Source organism: Brachybacterium sp. SW0106-09, assembly GCF_001293905.1.
Classification (GTDB): domain Bacteria; phylum Actinomycetota; class Actinomycetes; order Actinomycetales; family Dermabacteraceae; genus Brachybacterium; species Brachybacterium conglomeratum.
In genome coordinates this window covers 1-20,770 of record NZ_BCAK01000058.1, presented here as the reverse complement: position 1 = coordinate 20,770, position 20,770 = coordinate 1, and the positions used below count along the sequence as shown (strand labels likewise).

The following is a 20,770-nucleotide window of genomic DNA, read 5'->3' as shown; positions in this document are numbered from 1 at the left end:
GCCGAGCGTCGGTGCCCGGTCCCGCACCGGGGCTCGCGAGTCGGTCAGGACGGACATTCACGCAGTCCCCGGACGAGTAGGAGCACCATGGTCGACCAGGACCTTCGCAGCACGGCACTGGAGGCGGTCCACGAGTCGCTCGGAGCGACGTTCACGGACTTCGCGGGCTGGCGGATGCCGGTCCGCTACGACTCGGACCTCGCCGAGCACAGGGCGGTGCGCCAGAGCGCAGGCCTCTTCGACCTCAGCCACATGGGCGAGATCCACCTGCGCGGGCCGCAGGCGGGCGAGGCCCTCGACCACGCCATGGCCGGCAAGCTCTCCGCCGTGACCATCGGCCGGGCGAAGTACACCCTGCTCCTGACCGAGCAGGGCGGGGTGATCGACGACGTGATCGTCTACCGCCTCGCCGAGGACCACTTCCTCGTCGTCGCCAACGCCTCCAACGCCGTCGTCGACGGCGAGGAGATCCGTGCCCGCGCCAAGGGCTTCGACGTCGAGGTCGACGATGCCTCGGACCGCACCTCCCTGATCGCGGTGCAGGGCCCCGCCGGCGAGCAGATCCTGCTGGACCTCCTGGCCGCCGAGGACTCCGGCGTCGAGGGCGTCACCGCCGAGGACATCACCTCGATGAAGTACTACCGCTTCGCCGAGGGCACCTACCGCGGCGGCGACCTGCTCGTGGCACGCACCGGCTACACCGGCGAGGACGGCTTCGAGCTGTACGTCGGCGACGACTCCGCCGAGGAGCTCTGGAAGGCACTCACCGCCGTCGGCGGGGACTGGATCGTGCCCTGCGGCCTCGCCTGCCGCGACACCCTCCGCCTCGAGGCCGGCATGCCGCTGTACGGCAACGAGCTGAGCCGGGACCTGCTGCCCGCCCAAGCGGGCATGGGCCGCATCGTCGCGCTCTCCTCCAAGGGCGACTTCGTCGGCCGGGAAGCCACCGAGGCGGCGCAGACCGAGGGCCTGCCCGTCCTGGTGGGCCTCGCGGCCGAGGGCCGCCGGGCCGCCCGCGCCGGCTCCGCCGTCCGCGACGGGGCGGGGAACGAGATCGGCGCCGTCACCTCCGGCGTGCTCTCGCCGACCCTCGGCCATCCCATCGCGCTGGCCTACATCGACCCCTCCCACCGCGAGGTCGGCACCGAGCTGGTGGTCGACGTGCGCGGCAAGGACCTGCCGGTCCGCGTCGTCGAGACGCCCTTCTACCGCCGCGGCTGAGCGGCTCCGAGTTCCCCGACCGTCCCCAGGAAGGACCACAGCAATGTCCGCAGAACTCCTCTACAGCAAGGACCACGAGTGGGTCCGCGTCGAGTCCGACGGCGTCGCCGTCATCGGCGTGACCGACTTCGCCGCCGAGCAGCTCGGCGACGTCGTCTACGTCGACCTGCCCGAGGCCGGCTCGGAGATCACCTCCGGCACCGAGATGGGCGAGATCGAGTCGACCAAGTCCGTCTCCGACCTCTTCTCGCCGATCAGCGGCACCGTCTCCGAGACCAACCAGGCCGTCGTCGACGAGCCCGAGCTCGTGAACTCCTCGCCCTTCGAGGAGGGATGGCTGATCAAGGCCACCTTCGAGGCGCTGCCCGACGACCTGCTCAGCGCCGAGGAGTACAAGGCCCGCACCCAGTCCTGAGCATGCAGGGGCGGCCCGGTGCCGGGTCGCCCCGCGCCCACGCCACGACCCCGCACCTCCACGTAGAACCTCAGGGACACGCCTTCATGACCGCAACGCCTGCGCTCGATCACGACTCCTTCGTCCGCCGCCATGTCGGCACCGACCCCGGCGCCCAGCGCCACATGCTCGAGGTCCTGGGCTACGAGTCCCTGGACGAGATGCTGCGGGCCGCGGTGCCCTCCACGATCCTGCTGGACGAGGAGGCGCTCGACGCGACCTCCGTCCCCGACGGGATCACCGAGCCCGCCGCGCTTCAGGAGCTCCGCGCCCTCGCGGACCGCAACACCGTGCACCGCTCACTGATCGGCCTCGGCTACCACGGCACCCACACCCCCGCCGTCATCCAGCGCAACGTGCTGGAGAACCCCGCCTGGTACACCGCCTACACCCCGTACCAGCCCGAGATCTCGCAGGGCCGGCTCGAGGCGCTGCTGACCTTCCAGACCATGGTCTGCGACCTCACCGGGATGGACGTCTCGGGCGCCTCCACCCTCGACGAGGCGACCTCCGCGGCGGAGGCGCTGATGCTCGCCCGCCGCGCCGCGAAGCGCAACGGGAACGTCTTCCTCGTCGACGCCGACGCGCTGCCGGCCACCAAGGCGGTGCTGCAGGGCCGCGCCGACGGGCTCGGCATCGAGCTGCGCGAGGTCGACTTCCGCATGGACGGCGCCCCCGAGGGCGACTACTTCGGCGCCCTGATCCAGTACCCCGGCGCCTCCGGCCGCCTCTGGGACCCGCGCGACGCCATCGCCGAGGTGAGGTCCACCAAGGCCGTCGCGATCGTCGCCGCGGACCTGCTCTCCCTGACCATGCTCGCCTCCCCGGGCTCGCTCGGCGCCGATGTCACCGTCGGCACCACCCAGCGCTTCGGCATCCCGCTCGGCTTCGGCGGCCCGCACGCCGGCTTCGTCGCCGTGCGCAAGGGCCTCGAGCGGCAGCTGCCCGGCCGCCTGGTCGGCATCTCCCGCGACGCGGACGGCAACCCCGCCTACCGCCTCTCCCTGCAGACCCGCGAGCAGCACATCCGCCGCGACAAGGCCACCAGCTCCATCACCACCGCGCAGGTGCTGCTGGCCGTGATGGCCGCGATGTACGCCGTCTACCACGGCCCCGAAGGGCTGACCCGGATCGGCCGCACGGTCGCCGACCGCACCGCCGCCCTCGCCGACCTCCTGCGCCGCAGCGGCTTCGAGCTGGTCGCGGAGTCCTTCTTCGACACCCTCGAGGTGCGGGCCACCGGCACCGCCTCCGACATCGCCGCCTCCCTGCGCGAGGCCGGGTTCCTGGTCCGCGTCCTCGGCGACGACGTGGTCCACCTGTCGCTGGACGAGACGATCACCGCCGCGGACCTGCAGGCGATCGCCGCGGCCTTCGCCCCGCACGCCCCGACCCCAGGCCAGGAGCTCGCCGAGGTCGGCTCCGGCGCCAACTGGGACGGCCTGGTGCGCGAGGACCCCTTCCTGCGCCACCCAGTGTTCTCCTCCTTCCGCTCCGAGACCGCGATGATGCGCTACCTGCGCCGCCTCTCCGACCGGGACTTCGCGCTGGACCGCGGCATGATCCCGCTGGGCTCGTGCACGATGAAGCTCAACGCCGCCACCGAGATGGCCGGCATCACCTGGGCCGAGTTCAACGGGATCCATCCCTTCGCCCCGGCCGAGGACGTGACGGGCTATCTCGACCTCATCACCCAGCTCGAGACCTGGCTGACGGACCTGACCGGCTACGACACGGTCTCCCTGCAGCCCAACGCCGGCTCGCAGGGCGAGTTCGCGGGCCTGCTGGCGATCCGCGCGTATCACGCCTCCCGCGGCGAGTCCTCCCGCGAGGTGTGCCTCGTGCCGAGCTCCGCCCACGGCACCAACGCCGCCAGCGCCGTGAACGCGGGCCTGCGCGTCGTGGTCGTCGCCTCGGACGCGAAGGGCAACATCGACCTCGACGATCTGGGGCAGAAGATCAAGGACCACGGCGACGAGCTCGCCGCCATCATGATCACCTACCCCTCCACGCACGGCGTGTACGAGGAGGAGGTGCGCACCGTGTGCGAGCTGGTGCACGACGCGGGCGGCCAGGTGTACGTGGACGGCGCGAACCTCAACGCGCTGCTGCAGGTGGCGCGCCCCGGCGAGTTCGGCGGCGACGTCTCACACCTGAACCTCCACAAGACCTTCTGCATCCCGCACGGCGGCGGCGGCCCGGGCGTCGGCCCGGTCGCGGCGAAGGCGCACCTGGCGCCGTTCCTGCCCGGCCACCCCGAGATCCAGCGCGAGTCGCACCCGGTCGCCGGGGCGGGGGAGCAGGTCCACGGCGGCGCGCCCGTCTCGCAGGCACCCTACGGCTCGCCCTCGATCCTGCCGATCACCTGGACGTACATCCGCCTGATGGGGCCGGACGGGCTGCGCCACGCGACCGCCTCGGCGGTGCTCGCGGCGAACTACATGGCCCGCCGCCTCTCCGAGTCCTACGAGATCCTTTACACCGGTGAGAACGGGCTGGTCGCCCACGAGTGCATCGTGGACCTGCGCCCCTTCACCGAGCGCACCGGGATCACCGTCGACGACGTCGCCAAGCGCCTCATCGACTACGGCTTCCACGCCCCGACCATGTCCTTCCCCGTCGCGGGGACGCTCATGGTCGAGCCCACCGAGTCCGAGGACCTCGCCGAGATCGACCGCTTCGTCGAGGCGATGCTGATGATCGCGAAGGAGGCCGACGAGGTGCTCGCCGGCACCTGGCCCGCCGAGGACAACCCGCTGGTGAACGCGCCGCACACGGCCTCGTCGATCGCGACGGGGGAGTGGACCCACCCCTACTCCCGCGAGATCGCCGTCTACCCCGGCTCCTGGACCGCGCCCGAGGACGACTCCGTCCACGACAGCGCCCAGATGCGGATCCAGTCGAAGTACTGGCCGCCGGTGCGTCGCATCGACCAGGCCTGGGGCGACCGCAACCTGGTGCCCACCTGGCCGCTGGACTGACCTCGGCCGATCCCGCCCCTCGCCCGCCCGGACCGCTCCCGCAGCCCGGGCGGGCGTGTTCGTGAACTGCTGTGACGGCCCGGCTCGTGTCCGGGCCGCCCCTGCTCCTAGGCTCTGCCCATGACCGAGATCCTCACCACCCACGCCGGCTCTCTGCCCCGCAGCCCGGAGCTCATCGCCGCCAACGCCGCCCGCCCCGTCGGCGAGGACGGACTGACCCCCGCGCCCACCGACGAGTTCCGCGAGGTGCTGCGCCAGGCCGTCCTCGACGTCGTCGCGAGGCAGCGCGAGATCGGGATCTCGATCCCCAACGACGGCGAGTACGGGCACCTGATGGGCTCGGCCGTGAACTACGGCTCCTGGTGGTCCTACATCTTCGACCGGGTCAGCGGCCTGGAGATCACGGGCAGCGACCACTTCTCCTCCGAGCCGGTGCGCTCCACCCCCGGGAACGTGCGCCTGACCACCTTCCCCGATCGCCGGGACTGGACGCTCTTCGCGGAGGCGTACCAGGACCCGACCTCGGGCATCACCGTCGGCTCCCAGCCCACCTTCCCCGCCGCGACCTCCGCGATCGCCTACTCCGACACCGGTCGCGAGCTGGTCGCGCAGGACGTGGCGAACTTCCGCGCCGCGCTCGACTCCGCCGGCTTCGCGAACGGCTACCTCGCCGCGCTGTCCCCGGGCTCCGGCTCCCGCATCAACGACGACCAATACGGCGACGAGGACGCCTTCCTCGACGCCTGGGTCGAGGTGATGCGCCCCGAGTACGAGGCGATCGCCGCCGCGGGTCTTACCGTGCAGATCGACGACCCGTCTATTGCCGAGAACTGGGACCAGATCAACCCCGAGCCCTCCGTCGCCGACTACGTCGAGTTCACCCGCAAGCGCGTCGACGCCGTCAACCGGGCGCTGGTGAACGTGCCGACCGAGCAGACCCGCTTCCACCTGTGCTGGGGCTCCTGGCACGGCCCGCACACCACCGACATCGAGTTCCGCCACATCGCGCCGCTGCTGCTCGAGATCGACGCGAAGTACTACTCCTTCGAGGCCGCCAACGTGCGCCACGAGCACGAGTGGACCGTATGGCAGGACCTCGAGCTGCCGGAGGACAAGGTGATCGTCCCCGGCATCGTCTCCCACGCCACCAACGTCGTCGAGCACCCCGAGCTGGTCGCCCAGCGACTGGAGCGCTTCGCGCGGATCGTCGGCCCCGAGCGCGTGATCGGCTCGACCGACTGCGGACTCGGCGGGCGCATCCACCCGCAGATCGCCTGGGCGAAGCTCGCCTCGCTCGTGGAGGGCGCGGCCCTCGCCTCCTCCCGGCTGTGAGGCCGGCGCGACGCTGAGCCCCGCGGGGTCCTGATCGGAGGCGGTCGGGACCCCGCCTCCGGGCCCTCGAGCGGGGGCGAGAGTTCACCGCCTGGTCGACGACACGTCACGCCCCGGTGGGGCCGCGGAGACCCGGGCGGCGGATCATCGGGGGCGTGAGGATCCTCGTCGTCGCCGAATCGTTCCTGCCGCACATGAACGGGGTCACCAACTCGGTGCTCCGCGTCGTCGACCACTTCGCCTCCTCGGGCGATGATCTCGGGATCATCGCCCCGAAGTGGCCCGGGGCCGACAAGCACCTGCGCACCTCCTGCGGACGCAGGGTCCGGGTGCGCCGCATCGCCTCCGCCCCCATGCCGGGCTACACCGAGGTGCGCATCGCCACCACCAGCGCCGCCACCCTGCGCCGTCGCATCGACGAGTTCGCGCCCGACGTCATCCACCTCGCCTCGCCGATGATCCTCGGCGGCCGCGCCGTGGTCGCGGCGCAGAAGGCCGGGGTGCCGACGGTCGCCGTGTATCAGACCGACATCCCCGGCTACACGGCCCGCTACGGCATGCCCTTCCTCGAGAACGCCTCCTGGCAGCTGCTGCGCGACGTGCACAACCGCGCCACCCTCAACCTCGCCCCGTCCACCGCGACCCGCGACCAGATGCTCGAGCACGGCATCGAGCGGGTCCATCTGTGGCGGCGCGGCGTGGACACCTCGCTGTTCTCCCCCTCGCTGCGCAGCGCGAAGCTCCGGGCCCGCTACGCCGAGCCGGAGGAGAAGCTCGTGGTCTACGTGGGCCGGCTCGCCCCCGAGAAGCAGGTCGCCGATCTGCGCGTGCTGCACGACATGCCCGGGGTGCGCCTGCTGGTCGTCGGCGACGGCCCCGAGCGGGACGCCCTGCGTCGCGACATGCCCCGGGCGCGCTTCGCCGGCTTCCGCTCCGGCACGGACCTCGCCGCGCACGTCGCCAGCGCCGACCTCTTCGTCCACCCCGGCGAGCTCGAGACCTTCGGGCAGACGATCCAGGAGGCCATGGCCTCCGGCCTGCCCGTCATCGCACCGCGCCGCGGGGGACCGGTGGATCTGGTCACCCCGAGCCGCACCGGCTGGCTGTACACCCCGGGGATGCTCGACGAGCTCCGCGACCGCGCCGCGGACCTGCTCTTCGACGACGCGAAGCGCGAGGCCTTCGGCACGGCGGCGCTGGAGTCCGTGCGCAAGCGCACCTGGCCGGTGCTCAGCGAGCAGCTGCGCGGCTACTACCGCCGGGCGATCGAGGAGCACGCCGGAGTGCCCGCTCGCTGAGCCGCCGTCACATTCCGCCACACAGCTCGCGGGGAGGGGCTGCCGCGGGGTGGACTGAGTCCTGTCGCCGATCGGCGGCACGTGACCCGGCTCCACTGCGGAAAGGACAACATCATGGCGCAGCGCACTCGTCGCCCGCTCATCGGCGTGACCGCGGGGACCCGCACCATGATGTCCGGCGCCTGGGAGGGTCACGACGCCGTCGTCGTCAACGAGCACTACGTCCGCGCACTGCGCGAGGCCGGCGCCCGGCCCGTGATCCTCTCCCCGCAGGACCCCTGGACCGAGGAGGAGCTCCCCGAGCTCGACGGCCTCGTCCTCACCGGCGGCACCGACCTCGACCCCGCGGCCTGGGGCGAGGACGCGCTCGGGACCGACATGACCCCGGACCCCGCCCGCGACGCCTTCGAGACCGCGCTCTACCGCACCGCCCGAGAGGTCGGCGTGCCCGTGCTCGGGATCTGCCGCGGCCTGCAGATCATCACGATCGCCGAGGGCGGCCGGCTGCACCGCCACCTGCCCGAGGACGTCCCCGCCCACCCGACCACCGGGCTCGCCCCCACTGCGGTCGACGTCGAGATCGACGCGGCCAGCGACCTCGCCCTCGCCCTCGGCACCTCGGCCCGGGTCACCGCCTTCCACCACCAGGGCGTGCGCGAGGTCCGCGGCGACCTGCGCATCGTCGCCCGGCACGCGAGCGGCCTCCCGCTCGCGGTCGAGGCCGCCTCGGGCACCGGCGTGATCGGGGTGCAGTGGCATCCCGAGATCGACGGCGAGGCCGGCGCCGCAGTGTTCGAGAGCCTGCTCACCGCGATCCGGCACCGGGACGTGGCCGCGAGCAGCCGCGCACTGGTCTAGGATGGTCCTGGTCGCCCGCGCCTGATGACGGGCGCCGTGGACGCCGCACCGCCGGTCGCGGACCGGCAGAGTCAGGAAAGAAGGCAGCATGAGCAACGAGCACGTCGCGGACACGAGCCGCGCGCGAGTGCACGAGGACGAGAACATGACCTCGAAGGGCAACAACGTCGTCCTGTCGGTGGTGCTGTTCCTCGTGCTGTTCGGCCTGTTCGCCGCCGGCCTCTATGTGATGGCGATGTTCACCGCCGCGACCTTCATCGCGGGCCTGGCCATGTGCCTGGTGGCGCTGTTCGTCACCTTCGACCTGGTGCCGCGCTTCCTCACCTGAGCCCCCGCTCCTCAGCCTCCACCGTGCCCGGCAGCCCTCGCGGCGGCCGGGCACGGTCGTGTCCGGGGACGCTCCTGCCCGGCCCGACCGCCAGGGAGAGCCCCCGCGAGGACCTGGCGTGACGCAGCCCCCGTCGTGACGGACAATGGTGCGTCGTGAACGCTCACTCCTCGTCGGCCGACGACGCCCTCCGCCCCGCCGTGCCGCGTGACGCGATGCTCGCGCGCCGGGCGGTCTCGCTGATCTTCTTCCTCAACGGCGCCTCCTTCTGCGCGATCCTGCCGCGGTATCCCGAGCTGGTGGAGTCGATCGGGCTGAGCAACACCGCCTTCGGCCTCGCGGTCGGGCTGGGGCCGCTCGGCGGACTGCTCGCGGGGCTGTTCGCCGCCCGGCTGATGTCCCGCTTCGGCTCGGCCCGCACCTCCGTGTCCTTCCAGCTGCTCGCCTCGACCTCTCACCTGGCGATCTACGTCTCCGGCTCCTGGCTGTGGCTGACGGCCGCGCTGCTGCTGGCCCAGGCCGCCGACGCGCTCACCGACATCTCCATGAACGCGCACGGCATGCGGGTCGAGCGCCGCTACCGGCGCTCCATCATGAACAGCTACCACGGCTGGTGGTCGCTCGGCGCGGTCCTCGGCGGGCTGCTCGGCGCGGCCTCCGCACAGGTCGGACTGCCGCTGTGGGCGCAGGGCGTGGCGGGCCTGATCGTCTTCGGCGCGCTCGTGCTCGGCTCCTACCGGTTCCTGCTCCCGGGCGACGACTCGACCGAGCGCGCGCCGACCGCCGCGACGGAAGGTGCCGGTGGGACGTCGAGCGACTCCCCGGCGGGTCCGTCGGCCGCCTCCGCCGCCGAGGTGCCGCCGGTCGCGCCCGCGGGACGGCGCATCGCGGGGATGGGCCTGCGCTCGCTGGGGCTCGTGGCGGCGCTGGGCATGGTGCTCGTGTTCGCGGGGTCGACCGAGGACGCCGGCAACACCTGGGGCGCGCTGTTCATGCGCTCCACCTTCGAGGCGACCCCGTTCCTGGCCGGCATGGCCTTCGTCGCCCTCCAGGGCGCCCAGACGATCGGCCGCTTCACCGGCGACGCGATCGTGGACCGGCTCGGCGACCGCGTCACCGCCCGCGTCGGCGCCCTCATCGCCCTGGTCGGGATGAGCATCGCCCTGCTGCTGCCCAGCCCGGCGACCGCGCTGCTCGGCTTCGCGGCGGCGGGCTGGGGGATCGCCACCCTGTTCCCGGCGGCCTTCCGCACGGCCGACAACCTCCCGGGCGTGCCCTCCGGCGTCGGCATCACGGTGGTGGGCTGGTTCGCACGGCTCGGCTTCTTCCTCACCCCGCCGCTCGTCGGCGCGCTCGCGGACGCGCTGACGCTGCGCTACGCGCTGTGGCTGGTGCCGATCTACGCGCTGGGAATCCTCGCGTTCTCCGGCGTCCTCTCCACCCGCCGGACCGCGGCGCAGGGCTGACGATCCCGGGGTCGGGGCGCGGCGAGACGGCGGGGAGCCGCGAGGAGGGGCCGGTGCGGGGTCGGACGGACGGGGCGGGAGCTCGCCGATCAGATCCGGTCGACGTTCCCCGCGCCCTCACGGGCGATCACGGGCTCGGACCCGGTGAGGTCCACGACGGTGGTCGGCTCGATCCCCACCTCGCCGGAGTCGATGATCACGTCGACCTGCTCGCCCAGCAGATCCTGCACCACCCAGCCCTCCGAGGGCGGGTCCTCCTGCCCGGGCAGCAGCAGCGTCGAGGACAGGATCGGCTCGCCGAGCGCCTCGACCAGCGCATGGGCCACCCGGTGATCGGGGATCCGCACCCCGACGGTGTGCTTCTTGGGATGGGCCATCTTGCGCGGCACCTCCCGGGTCGCGGGGAGGATGAAGGTGTACGGCCCCGGGGTCGCGTTCTTGACCAGGCGGAAGGTCGGGTTGGAGACCAGCACGTACTGCCCCAGCTGGGCGAAGTCCGCGCAGACGAGCGTGAAGTGGTGGTCCTTGCCGACCTGGCGGATGCGACGGATCCGCTCGAGGCCGTCCGCGTCCCCGAGACGGCAGCCCAGCGCGTAGCAGGAGTCCGTCGGATAGGCGATCAGGCCGCCCTCCTCGAGCGCGGCGACCGCCTGCTCGATCAGGCGGGGCTGCGGATCCTCCGGATGGATGTCGAGATACTTCGCGGAGCGACGTGATCTGGCCATGCCCGATGGTACGCCCGCACGGAGCGGGCGGGGCGGTCCCGCGCGGGCAGGGCGCGCGTCGGGGCGGGCACGGGCCGGGTCAGGCGACGACCACGAACTCCCGGCCGATCCACTTGGTGCGCCGCAGACGCACCACCGCGCTGACCGGGAGCGGCCCCATGATGTGCGGGTAGCCGCGGCCCTTCCCGTCGACGTCGGCCTCGATGTCCACGGCGATGCCGGCCGCCTCGACCCGGCCCACGTCGATCTCGAGGATCACGAGGTCCGAGGGGCGGTCGGGGTAGATGCGCTTGGCGACCTTCGAGACCTGCTCGGGCCAGGAGGCGTGGAGGAAGCCCTCCTCGGCGAGGTCCCTGCCGCGGGTCGCGCGGGTGTAGACGCCCTCCGGGACCGCCGCCTCCCAGGCGGCCGACTCGGTGATGTGCCAGATCAGGGGCGAGGGCATGAGCGGCAGTGTACCGTGACCGGCATGGATGAGACCTCCGCCGACCAGGGCGCGGTGCGCCTGGTCCACGACGACGATCGCGACCGCTTCGCCGCCCTCGAGGGCGAGACCGTCGTGGCCGTCCTCGCCTTCGAGGACGAGGACGAGGTGCGCGACCTGCGCTCGACCGTCGTCGCCCCGGACCGCTCGGGGCGCGGGATCGGCTCGGCGATCGTCCGCTTCGCCCTGGAGGACACTCGCGCCCGAGGGTTGAAGGTCCGCCCCACCTGCTGGTTCGTCCGCGGCTTCATCGAGCGTCATCCCGAGTACGCGGATCTGCTGGAGGACCCCGGGACGACCCCTTCGACCACCTGACAGGAGTGACGTTGACCTACTGCATCCTCACCGTCTGCACCGGCAACATCTGCCGCTCGCCCATGGCCGAGTACGCGCTGCGCGAGGCCGTCGAGGCGGAGGGCCTCGCCGGGGAGGTGGAGATCGCCTCCGCCGGCACCACCGGCTGGGAGAGCGGCAACCCGATCGATCCGCGCGCCGGGGCGCTGCTGCGCGAGCACGGGATCGACCCCTCCGGCCACCGGGCCCGACGGATGGATCCCGAGGAGCTGAGGAGCGCGGATCTCGTGCTCGCCCTGGACCACGACCACGTAGACCCGATCCGTTCGGTGCTCGGCGCCGACCGGGCCGCCGAGACGCTGCGCATGGTCCGCGTCTTCGCCCCCGAGCCCGTGGAGGACACCGGCATCCGCGATCCCTGGTACGGCGACGAGAGCGACTTCGAGCTCACCTGGGAGCAGATCAGCGAGGCCGTCGACGGGATCCTCGACCACGTGCGGGCCGGTCTCGAGCAGGGCGCCCAGGACGGGGTCAGGCGGTGACCGCCGCGACTCCGCAGCCCGAAGACCCGGCGGGCGCGGCCCAGGGGGCCGACGGGGGAGCGGGAGCGCCTCGGGGCGCCTCCGGGCCGACGGATGCGCCGCTCGGCGCCCTCTCCACCGCCGCGGCCCTGCGCTCCGGCGAGATCGATCCCGTCACCCTCGCCGAGGCTGCGCTCGACGGCGCCCGCACCGTCGGCGCCGAGGTCGGGGCCTTCGCCCACGTCCTCGAGGAGCTCACCCTCGCCCAGGCCCGCGAGGCGGGGGAGCACCTGGAGGCGGCCCGCACCGACGGCGCCCTCGAGGAGCTCTCCCGCAGCCACCCCCTGCTCGGGGTGCCGATGCCGATCAAGGACCTCACCCAGCTCGCCGGCGCCCCTTTCGAGGCCGGCAGCGCGGCGCTGCGCGGGAACATGGCCACGCGCACCGATGGGGTCGCGCAGCGTCTGCTCGACGGCGGCACCCTCACCGTCGGCAAGACCACGACCCCCGAGTTCGGGATGCCTTGCTACACCGAGCCCGCGACCGGCGCGCCGGCCCGCACCCCCTGGGACCTGCGCCGCACCGCCGGAGGATCCAGCGGCGGCGCCGCCGCCGCGGTCGCCAGCGGCATCGTGCCGATCGCCCACGGCTCCGACGGCGGCGGCTCGGTGCGGATCCCCGCCGCCTGCTGCGGGATCGTGGGGCTGAAGCCGTCCCGCGGCCTCGTCTCGCCCGGACCGTACGGCGGCGAGGGGATGGGGCTGGTCACCGACGGGGTCCTCGCCCGTGAGGTGCGCGATCTCGCGGCGGGCCTCGACCTGATCGCCGGGCCCCGCCCCGGCGACTTCATGCCGGCCCCCGCCCACGAGGGGAGCTATCTCGCACGGCTCGAGCAGGGCGCGGCGCCGCAGGGGCTGCGCATCGGCGTGCTGCGCGAGCCGCTGGCCGCGGACACCGAGGTGCACCCGGCCGCGCTCGCCGGCCTCGAGCGAGCCGTGCGCCTGCTGGAGGACCTCGGGCACAGCACGCAGGAGATCCCCGCCCCGTTCACCCCGGAGCAGTGGACCGCCTTCATGCCGCTGTGGACCGTCGGCGCGGCGAGCATCCCGCTCGAGCCCGTGCAGGAGGGGCAGCTGCTGGAGCTGACCCGCTGGCTGCGCGAGCAGGGCAGGGCATGCACGGGCGTCGACCTCGCCGCCGCGTTCAGCGGGGTGCAGGCCCTCGCCCGCGGCACCCTCGAGGACTTCGCCTCCTTCGACGTGGTGCTCACCCCGTCCCTCGCGGCCCCGCCCGCGTTCCCGGAGACGCTCCAACTCGCCGACGGCGCCGAGGACTTCGCCGCCCAGTGCGCCTTCACCCCGTGGACCAGCACCTGGAACATGCTCGGCACCGCCGCGCTCTCGGTGCCGCTGCACCGCGAAGCGGTGGACGGCGTGGAGCTGCCCTTCGGCGTCCAGCTCGGCGCCACGCGGCCCGGCGACGAGCCGCTCCTGCTCGCCCTCGCCGCCCAGCTCGAGGCGCATGACCCGTGGCCGCTCGTGCGGACGCCGCAGTCCGCATGAGCGACGGGGGAGCGGGTCAGGCCTCCGGGACCGGGAGCCCGTCGGGCCCGACGTCGGTGCGTCTGGACGTGTGGCTGTGGAGCGCCCGGCTGATGCCCACGCGCTCGGCCGCGACGGCCGCCTGCCGCGGCGGCCATGTGCGCCGCAACGGCGAGCCGGTCAAGGCCGCCCAGCGGATCTCCGTCGGCGACGAGCTGCGGGTGCGCTCCCCGGGCCGGGAGAAGATCGTGGTCGTCACGAAGATCCTCACCAAGCGCGTCGGCGCCCCCATCGCGCGCGAGGCCTACGAGGACCACAGCCCGGAGCCGGTCCCGCAGCTCGCCGCGGCGCCGCCCCGCCGCGAGCGGGGGACCGGCCGGCCCACGAAGCGCGAACGGCGCCAGTTCGAGCGCCTGCGCGGCCGCGACCACCACCCCTGGAGCGAGGACGAGCGCTGACCTGTGGTCCTTCACGGCACAGGCCCCGCCCCCGGTCACCGGGGGTGGGGCCTGTGCGCGAGGGCTGTGCCCTGATCGTGTCGGCGCTGCTCAGCGGGCGTGGGAGAGCAGCTCCTGGCGGTTGCTGGTCAGACGCTGCAGCAGGTTCCGCTCGATCTGGACGACCTTCGGGTTCGCGCCGTCGGCCAGGAGGCGCTGACGGATCGAGGCGAGGTCCGCGCTCTCGCGGATGAACCTCTTCATCACGGGCTTCGCGCCGATCTGGGCGGCCCAGCGCTTGCCCTCGCGGCGCCCCTTCCAGGTCGCGAGCATGTCGACCTCCTCATGGGTCAGCCAGCCCTGGTTCGCGTAGTCGCCCAGGCGCACGCGGGTCAGCCGGGACTCGTCCCAGATCAGCACGACGATGAACACCAGGAAGCAGCAGGAGAGGAGGAACTTCGCGCCGTACATGAGCACCGTCATCCCGAGGCCGCCGCCGAGGCCGGCGGTGAAGTTCCACGCCGCGTGCAGCAGCATGCCGGGGATCAGCGCGGGGATGAACACGAGGAAGCCCATGATCGTGCCCCACTTGCGGGCCACGAAGCCGACGATGACGCCGGTGCAGGCGGTGTAGATCGCGTGGCCGAAGATGTTGCCCAGCCCGCGCAGCAGGAACGGGAACAGCACGCCGTAGCCGCCCGCCTCCTCGAGGATCCGGGTGTAGTAGATGATGTTCTCGGTGAAGGCGAAGCCGCCGCCGATCAGGGAGCCGTAGATCAGCCCGTCCAGCGGGCCGTTGAAGTAGCGGCGCGCCAGCAGCATCAGCACGAGCAGGCCCGCGCCCTTGGTGGTCTCCTCCACCAGCGGTGCGCTGATCACGGGGCCGGCGAACGCGACGGCCGCCTCGCTGCCGGTGACCATGTAGACCAGCAGACTGTTGAGGGAGTTGATCCAGTAGCTGCCGAAGGCCGCGATCGCCGCGCCCCAGAACACCGCGATGAGCAGCAGCGGGAAGGGCTGCGGGTCCCATCGGTCGGCCAGGAACATCACCAGGCCGATCACCACCAGGGAGATCCCGGCGAGGAAGGCGGTCACCGGCCACCAGGCCGGGCTCGAGCTCGCGGTGAGCACGAACTCGAGGAAGAAGTAGCCCAGCACCAGCAGCAGGGCGAAGCCGAGCACGATCAGCGAGATCCACACCAGGATGCTCACCGCGGGCAGCTGCGTGGGGTTCTGAGAGACCTGCTGCACCCGACGGGTCTGGGTGGACCAGGCCGACTGCGGCTGGGCGTGGTCGGGGCGCTGGATCTGCGCCGGCGCGAAGCGCGCGGCGGTCAGGCCCGAGGCAGGACGCACCGAGGTGTCGTAGGCCCGGGGATTGCCGTAGTCGATGTAGCGCGGCTGCTGCTGGAAGGACGGTGCCCCGGGCGCGGACTGCGTCGCTCCCGGCCGCGGGCGACCGTTGGGCATGTACTGGCCGCCCTGCGGCGGGTACGGGGACTGGGACATGGAGGCCTCGGTCTCTGGAGGAGGTGCGGGGATGCAGGCGGGGCCGACGCCCCCGTCGGCGTCGGTTCCCCTGGACGGACGGTGCGCGGCTCCGGGTCGATGCTACAGGGGAGACGCGCCGCACACCCGGGCGCCGGGCCGCCTGTGGACGAGCTCGCGTCCCTGCGGCTCGACCACCGCGAAGTTGAGCGGAATAGACTCAACCCTGTCGACGTTGACCCCAACGAGCAGGGATGATCATCCCGAGACCACCGCCCGGAAGGGCCCGCACAGCAGAAGGAGCACCGTGGAGTTCAAGTTCACCACCCGCTCGCAGGAGGCCGTCACCGCGGCAGCGGAGAAGGCCGTCGAGCTCGGCAACCCCCAGATCAGCTCGATGCACCTGCTGTGGGCGCTCGCCGGGCAGGTCGACGGGATCGCCCGCGCCGCGCTCGAGGCCGTCGGCGTCGATCCCCTGGACGTGATCCGTCGCGCGGAGCAGGCGATCGACTCCCTGCCCCGCGTCTCCGGCGGGGGCGCGGAGTCCTCGCCCACCTTCGTCGGCACCGGCTACGACGCCCTCGAGGCGGCGCGCCACGAGGCCGACGCCGCCCACCGCACCTACCTGTCCACCGAGCATCTGCTGATCGGCATCGCACTCGGCAAGGACGCGGCCTCGAGGCTGCTCAGCAGCGTCGGCGCCACCCCACGAGCTCTCCGCGATGCCGTCCGCACACTCACCCCAGGAGATGACCGCATGAATCAGATGGACTCCCAGAACCCCGAGGGCACCTTCCAGAGCCTCGAGAAGTTCGGCATCGACCTCACCGAGCAGGCCCGCGAGGGACGCCTCGACCCGGTGATCGGACGCGACGCCGAGATCCGCCGCGTCGTGCAGGTGCTCAGCCGCCGCACGAAGAACAACCCCGTCCTGATCGGCGAGCCCGGCGTGGGCAAGACCGCCGTGGTCGAGGGTCTAGCCCAGCGCATCGTCGCCGGCGACGTCCCCGACTCCCTGCGCGGCAAGCGCCTGATCTCCCTGGACCTCTCCTCGATGGTCGCCGGCTCCAAGTACCGCGGCGAGTTCGAGGAGCGGATGAAGGCGGTCCTGGAAGAGATCCGCACCAGCAACGGCCAGATCATCACCTTCATCGACGAGCTGCACACCGTGGTCGGCGCGGGCGGCTCCGGCGACGGCTCGATGGACGCCGGCAACATGCTCAAGCCCATGCTCGCCCGCGGCGAGCTGCGCATGGTCGGCGCGACCACGCTGGACGAGTACCGCGAGAACATCGAGAAGGATCCCGCGCTCGAGCGCCGCTTCCAGCAGGTGCTGGTGGGGGAGCCGAGCGTCGAGGACACCGTGACGATCCTGCGCGGTCTGAAGGACAAGTACGAGGCGCACCACAAGGTCACCATCACCGACTCCGCACTGGTCGCCGCGGCCTCCCTCTCCGACCGGTTCATCGCCGGGCGCCAGCTGCCGGACAAGGCGATCGACCTGGTGGACGAGGCCGCCTCGCGCCAGCGCATGGAGCTGGACTCCTCCCCCGAGGAGCTGGACATCCTGCGGCGCCAGGTGGACCGGCTGAAGATGGAGGAGCTCGCGCTCGCCGGGAGCGACGACCCAGGCTCGCTGGCCCGCCTGGACTCCGTCCGCTCCCAGCTCGCCGACCGCACCGAGGCGATGCAGGAGCTCTCCGCCCGCTGGGAGCGCGAGAAGGCCGGGCTGAACCTGGTCGGCGATCTCAAGGCGCAGCTCGAGCAGCTGCGGATGCAGGCCGACCGAGCGCAGCGCGAGGGCGACCTCACTGCGGCCTCGAAGATCCTCTACGGCGACATCCCCTCGCTCAAGCAGCAGCTGCGCGAGGCCGAGGAGCAGGAGGGCCGCGCAGAGGGCGAGGACGAGCGGCCGATGGTCGCCGACCATGTCGGCCCCGATGACATCGCCGAGGTGGTCGCCGCCTGGACGGGCATCCCCGCCGGGCGTCTGATGCAGGGGGAGACGGAGAAGCTGCTGCAGATGGAGCAGCTGATCGGCAGGCGACTGATCGGGCAGGAGCGTGCGGTCTCCGAGGTCTCCGACGCGGTGCGACGGGCCCGGGCGGGGATCTCCGATCCGAACCGTCCCACCGGCTCGTTCCTGTTCCTGGGTCCGACGGGCGTGGGCAAGACCGAGCTGGCCAAGGCGCTGGCCGAGTTCCTCTTCGACGACGAGCGGGCGATGATCCGCATCGACATGTCGGAGTACTCCGAGAAGCACACCGTCGCACGGCTGGTCGGAGCGCCCCCGGGCTATGTCGGCTACGACGAGGGCGGCCAGCTCACCGAGGCGGTGCGGCGACGCCCCTATTCGGTGGTGCTGCTGGACGAGATCGAGAAGGCGCACCCTGACGTGTTCGACGTGCTGCTGCAGGTGCTCGACGACGGCCGGCTCACCGACGGGCAGGGACGGACCGTGGACTTCCGCTCCACGATCCTGATCCTCACCTCGAACCTCGGCGCCCATGCTCTGCAGGATGCGGCGCTGACCGAGCAGGAGAAGCACGACCGTGTGATGCAGGTGGTGCGCGCCTCCTTCAAGCCCGAGTTCCTCAACCGGCTCGACGACATCGTGCTGTTCGACGCGCTCTCCCGCGAGCAGCTCGGCAGCATCGTCACCCTGCAGATCCAGGAGGTCGCGGAGCGTCTGGCCGAACGGCGCATCAAGCTGCAGGTCGACGAGGCGGCCACGCGCTGGCTCGCCGAGGAGGGCTTCGACCCGATGTACGGGGCGCGGCCGCTCAAGCGCCTGGTGCAGAAGGAGATCGGGGACGGCCTCGCTCGCCTCATCCTGCGCGGTCAGGTGCAGGACGGCCAGACGGTCACGGTGACCACTGCGGCCGACGGCGACGGGCTCGTGCTCGGCACGTCTGTCGAGGACGACGTCCCTGCATCCAGAGAGGAATGACCTCGGCACCTCTCTGCGGGATCGAGGTCCCGGTGCGGGCTCAGCCCTGCACCGGGACCTCGTCGTGCTCGGTCAAGCGATCTCGGACTTCGTCAGTCCCGTGAGTTCCAGACGCCGCTGGCCTGGTTCAGGAAACCTGTCGGGCCGAAGGCCGAGAACGTCGTCCACCCGGCGACTCCGCCGCCCGAGGTGATCAGGTTGTCCATCGTGCCTTCGTCCTCGAAACCCAGCAGGTGCGAGATGTCGCTCCCGACCTTCTCGCCGTAGCGCGCGCCGAAGCTCTCCTCCTGGATCTGTCCCCACTTCTCAAAGGGGGAGGTGGCGTCCTCGCCGGGACCGGTGAACTCCTCGTTCGCCATGGATCCGAGAGCCGCGACCGGGTGGGGAGCAGCACCCCAGACGATCTCGAAGCCATCGCCGATCGCTAGGCCGGTCTCGCCCGCGGCGAGGTGCTGGTACATCTCTTCCATCTCGGGGTACACGTTGACTCCGGCGGCGACTCCCTTCGTCAGTCGCCGCGCCCAGGTGGGCAGCTCCCGAGAGTCGCCGACCTTGTCCGCGACCTTGTTGAAGATCTCCTTCGAGACCTCGCGGAACTTCTCCTCGGCATCCGAGGTCTCGTCGGAGCTGGACAGGCCACCGAAGATCCGGCGTATCCGGTCGAGAGGGGTCGGGCCGCCCGGTCCGGCATCGGCACCCGCACCGCCGCCGGACGACGCTTCATCCTGCTCCTCGGCCTCCTGCTCGAGTCGGGAACCACGCTCGGCGACGTCCGATGCGGTCACGTCGGCCTGCTGCACGAGGCACTCGAAGTCGGAGCGGAAGCGGTCGGCGTCCGGTCCCTGCCAGTCGACCGCGCTCACGACACCGGACAGGGTGGTCAGCAGCGTCTCGAGCGAGGTGGCGCCGCGCTCGAAGGCGGTGGCGGTCGCTCGCAACTGATCGGTGTCGGCACCCTGGAAGGTCATGGCGCAATATCATGCCGTGCTGCGTCGCAGCGGTCGATGGGGACTGCTCCCCATGCCGAGCCGGGGCGTCACGACGGAGATGCACGGCTCTGTCCCGCGTGTCAGCCCTGAGGGTCCCAGGGCATCGGCGCGTAGCGACGGCGTGCGTCGTACCAGGTCTCCCCGTCGGTGAGGGTCTCGCGGAAGTCCGTGAGACCCTCGACGTCCTCCCGTACCGTGGCCTCAGCGCTCTGCAGAGCGGCAGCCGCCTCCGGGCTGATCCCGCGGACCGCGTCGGCCCCCTCGCCGAGGAGATCCGCGCCCGTCTCCGCATAGGCCGGGATCGGCGAGATCGTGAGCAGATCCGCGGAGTTCTCCGCGCTGCGGTACAGCCCGCGCTCGCCGGCGCGCGCGGCCGCGGCGAGGTCGCCCTCGCCGACGGCGGCGGTCACCTCGGAACCGGTCTGCAGGACGTTCGCCCAGCTCCGATCCAGGACGCCCGCCAGCTGGCCTGCGGTGGAGCCCTCACCCAGCACCGGTTCGGTCACGGTGTGGGGAACTCGCGCCACGCGGGCCAGGGGCTCGAAGACCGTGCCGCCGGCCGCCTCGTCGAGGCGATCGTTGAGGTGCCCGAGCTCCTCGTGCAGGCCGAGCGCGGTCTGGACGTGACCGGCGACCGGGACGGAGCCGAGGGCGAGCTCACGGTCGCCACGCGCCTCGGCGACGATCTCCGGATCGAGTGCGAACTTCTCACCCTCGGGCAGAGGTCCCGACACTGCGGGCGGCGGAGGGGACGGCATGAAGGGCCCGCCAATCCACGGACCCCAGCCGCCGCCCGGCGTCGGGATCGAGGGCAGCGGATCCAGCGGCTCCGCCGGAGCCATCGGGCCTCCGGCCCACGGACCCCAGCCACCGGGCGGCGTCGGCAGGTCGCGCAGGCCGCGGAGTCCGGGCAGCGGGTCGAGCGGATCCGCCGGTGCCATCGGGCCGCCGATCCAGCGGCCGGGATCCTCGAAGATCCCCTCGCCGCCCCCGTCCCCGGGGAGCTCGGCCCGCACCGCCGCTCCGGGGTCGAGCTCAGAGGCCCGCTCCTGCTCCCACGCATGGCGTCTCAGCTCCAGCGCCTTCGCGCGCAGGTCGGCGCCGGCGGCGAGGCCGTGCTCGGCCATCGTCGCGGTGCGGTGACGGTGGGCGTCGGCGTCCGGACCGGTCCAGTCGACCGACTCGGCGGCTTCGCGCAGCAGCTCGATCAGCTGGATCAGGCGCAGCGCGCCCTCGCGCACCCGCTCGGCCAGATCGTCCAGGGTCTCGGTGTCGCATCCGCAGAAGGTGTCCATGGCGCGAGGCTAGGGATCGCTCGGTCCGCGCCGCCCGGGGCCGGGCCTCGATGTGGACGACGGCCGGGTGTGGAGGAACGGTCGCAGGCCCTCGGCCCTCGGCCCTCG

The 20,770-nt window shown here is 72.4% G+C and carries 18 protein-coding genes; 13 read left to right on the top strand and 5 right to left on the bottom strand.

What is annotated here, in order from left to right; all coding sequences use genetic code 11:
• Window positions 1-87 precede the first annotated feature (87 nt).
• The 8 genes from gcvT (at window position 88) to Y09_RS15640 (ending at window position 9,938) form a co-directional block, all read left to right on the top strand.
• Window positions 88-1,221 carry a glycine cleavage system aminomethyltransferase GcvT gene (gene gcvT, locus Y09_RS15675; protein WP_053918802.1) on the top strand — a complete coding sequence of 378 codons (1,134 nt, stop codon included), beginning with the start codon at window positions 88-90 and terminating at the stop codon, window positions 1,219-1,221.
• A 43-nt stretch (window positions 1,222-1,264) separates the two neighbouring features.
• On the top strand, window positions 1,265-1,636 hold the full coding sequence (gene gcvH, locus Y09_RS15670; RefSeq protein ID WP_053918801.1) for a glycine cleavage system protein GcvH: 372 nt from the start codon (window positions 1,265-1,267) through the stop codon (window positions 1,634-1,636).
• An 86-nt stretch (window positions 1,637-1,722) separates the two neighbouring features.
• The gene (gene gcvP / locus Y09_RS15665; protein WP_053918800.1) at window positions 1,723-4,656 is read left to right on the top strand and encodes an aminomethyl-transferring glycine dehydrogenase; all 2,934 of its coding nucleotides are present in this window, start codon (window positions 1,723-1,725) and stop codon (window positions 4,654-4,656) included.
• 120 nt (window positions 4,657-4,776) lie between these two features.
• The gene (locus Y09_RS15660) at window positions 4,777-5,988 is read left to right on the top strand and encodes a cobalamin-independent methionine synthase II family protein (RefSeq protein WP_053918799.1); all 1,212 of its coding nucleotides are present in this window, start codon (window positions 4,777-4,779) and stop codon (window positions 5,986-5,988) included.
• 155 nt (window positions 5,989-6,143) lie between these two features.
• Window positions 6,144-7,286, top strand: a complete 1,143-nt coding sequence (locus Y09_RS15655) for a glycosyltransferase family 1 protein (RefSeq protein ID WP_053918798.1) — start codon at window positions 6,144-6,146, stop codon at window positions 7,284-7,286.
• Between the two features lie 114 nt (window positions 7,287-7,400).
• Complete coding sequence (locus Y09_RS15650; RefSeq protein ID WP_053918797.1) at window positions 7,401-8,144, top strand: gamma-glutamyl-gamma-aminobutyrate hydrolase family protein; 744 nt, start codon at window positions 7,401-7,403, stop codon at window positions 8,142-8,144.
• Window positions 8,145-8,232: 88 nt separating this feature from the next.
• Window positions 8,233-8,472 (top strand): hypothetical protein, encoded by a 240-nt coding sequence (locus Y09_RS15645; protein WP_053918796.1) that lies wholly within the window; start codon window positions 8,233-8,235, stop codon window positions 8,470-8,472.
• A 155-nt stretch (window positions 8,473-8,627) separates the two neighbouring features.
• Window positions 8,628-9,938 carry an MFS transporter gene (locus tag Y09_RS15640; RefSeq protein ID WP_053918795.1) on the top strand — a complete coding sequence of 437 codons (1,311 nt, stop codon included), beginning with the start codon at window positions 8,628-8,630 and terminating at the stop codon, window positions 9,936-9,938.
• Between the two features lie 89 nt (window positions 9,939-10,027).
• Here Y09_RS15640 and Y09_RS15635 read toward each other — a convergent pair whose 3' ends face one another.
• A complete protein-coding gene (locus Y09_RS15635; RefSeq protein ID WP_010551004.1) occupies window positions 10,028-10,663 on the bottom strand; it encodes an L-threonylcarbamoyladenylate synthase in 636 nt (211 codons plus the stop codon).
• Window positions 10,664-10,742: 79 nt separating this feature from the next.
• A complete protein-coding gene (locus Y09_RS15630; protein WP_010551005.1) occupies window positions 10,743-11,108 on the bottom strand; it encodes a DUF952 domain-containing protein in 366 nt (121 codons plus the stop codon).
• Window positions 11,109-11,132: 24 nt separating this feature from the next.
• On the opposite strand from Y09_RS15630, the gene Y09_RS15625 reads away from it, so the two are divergent.
• The 4 genes from Y09_RS15625 to Y09_RS15610 are packed head-to-tail and all read left to right on the top strand — an operon-like array spanning window position 11,133 to window position 13,961.
• A complete protein-coding gene (locus tag Y09_RS15625; protein WP_053918891.1) occupies window positions 11,133-11,462 on the top strand; it encodes a GNAT family N-acetyltransferase in 330 nt (109 codons plus the stop codon).
• Window positions 11,463-11,473: 11 nt separating this feature from the next.
• Window positions 11,474-11,983: a low molecular weight protein-tyrosine-phosphatase gene (locus Y09_RS15620; protein ID WP_053918794.1), complete on the top strand. Its 510-nt coding sequence runs from the start codon at window positions 11,474-11,476 to the stop codon at window positions 11,981-11,983.
• Window positions 11,980-13,524, top strand: coding sequence for an amidase (locus Y09_RS15615; RefSeq protein ID WP_053918793.1), 1,545 nt, complete (start codon window positions 11,980-11,982; stop codon window positions 13,522-13,524). The genes Y09_RS15620 and Y09_RS15615 overlap by 4 nt, the downstream gene beginning before the upstream one ends.
• On the top strand, window positions 13,521-13,961 hold the full coding sequence (locus Y09_RS15610) for an RNA-binding S4 domain-containing protein (RefSeq protein ID WP_053918890.1): 441 nt from the start codon (window positions 13,521-13,523) through the stop codon (window positions 13,959-13,961). Before Y09_RS15615 ends, Y09_RS15610 begins: the two co-directional genes overlap by 4 nt.
• A gap of 90 nt (window positions 13,962-14,051) precedes the next feature.
• Here the strand turns inward: Y09_RS15610 and Y09_RS15605 are convergent, their stop codons facing one another.
• Entirely contained in the window at window positions 14,052-15,449 is a 1,398-nt protein-coding gene (locus tag Y09_RS15605; RefSeq protein ID WP_053918792.1) for a PrsW family intramembrane metalloprotease, read from the bottom strand.
• Between the two features lie 286 nt (window positions 15,450-15,735).
• On the opposite strand from Y09_RS15605, the gene clpB reads away from it, so the two are divergent.
• Window positions 15,736-18,378, top strand: coding sequence for an ATP-dependent chaperone ClpB (clpB, locus tag Y09_RS15600; protein WP_053918791.1), 2,643 nt, complete (start codon window positions 15,736-15,738; stop codon window positions 18,376-18,378).
• A gap of 92 nt (window positions 18,379-18,470) precedes the next feature.
• Here the strand turns inward: clpB and Y09_RS15595 are convergent, their stop codons facing one another.
• Together Y09_RS15595 and Y09_RS15590 are read right to left on the bottom strand one after the other, a co-directional pair.
• Window positions 18,471-19,346, bottom strand: coding sequence for a hypothetical protein (locus Y09_RS15595; protein ID WP_053918790.1), 876 nt, complete (start codon window positions 19,344-19,346; stop codon window positions 18,471-18,473).
• Window positions 19,347-19,447: 101 nt separating this feature from the next.
• The gene (locus tag Y09_RS15590; protein ID WP_053918789.1) at window positions 19,448-20,662 is read right to left on the bottom strand and encodes a hypothetical protein; all 1,215 of its coding nucleotides are present in this window, start codon (window positions 20,660-20,662) and stop codon (window positions 19,448-19,450) included.
• Window positions 20,663-20,770 lie beyond the last annotated feature (108 nt).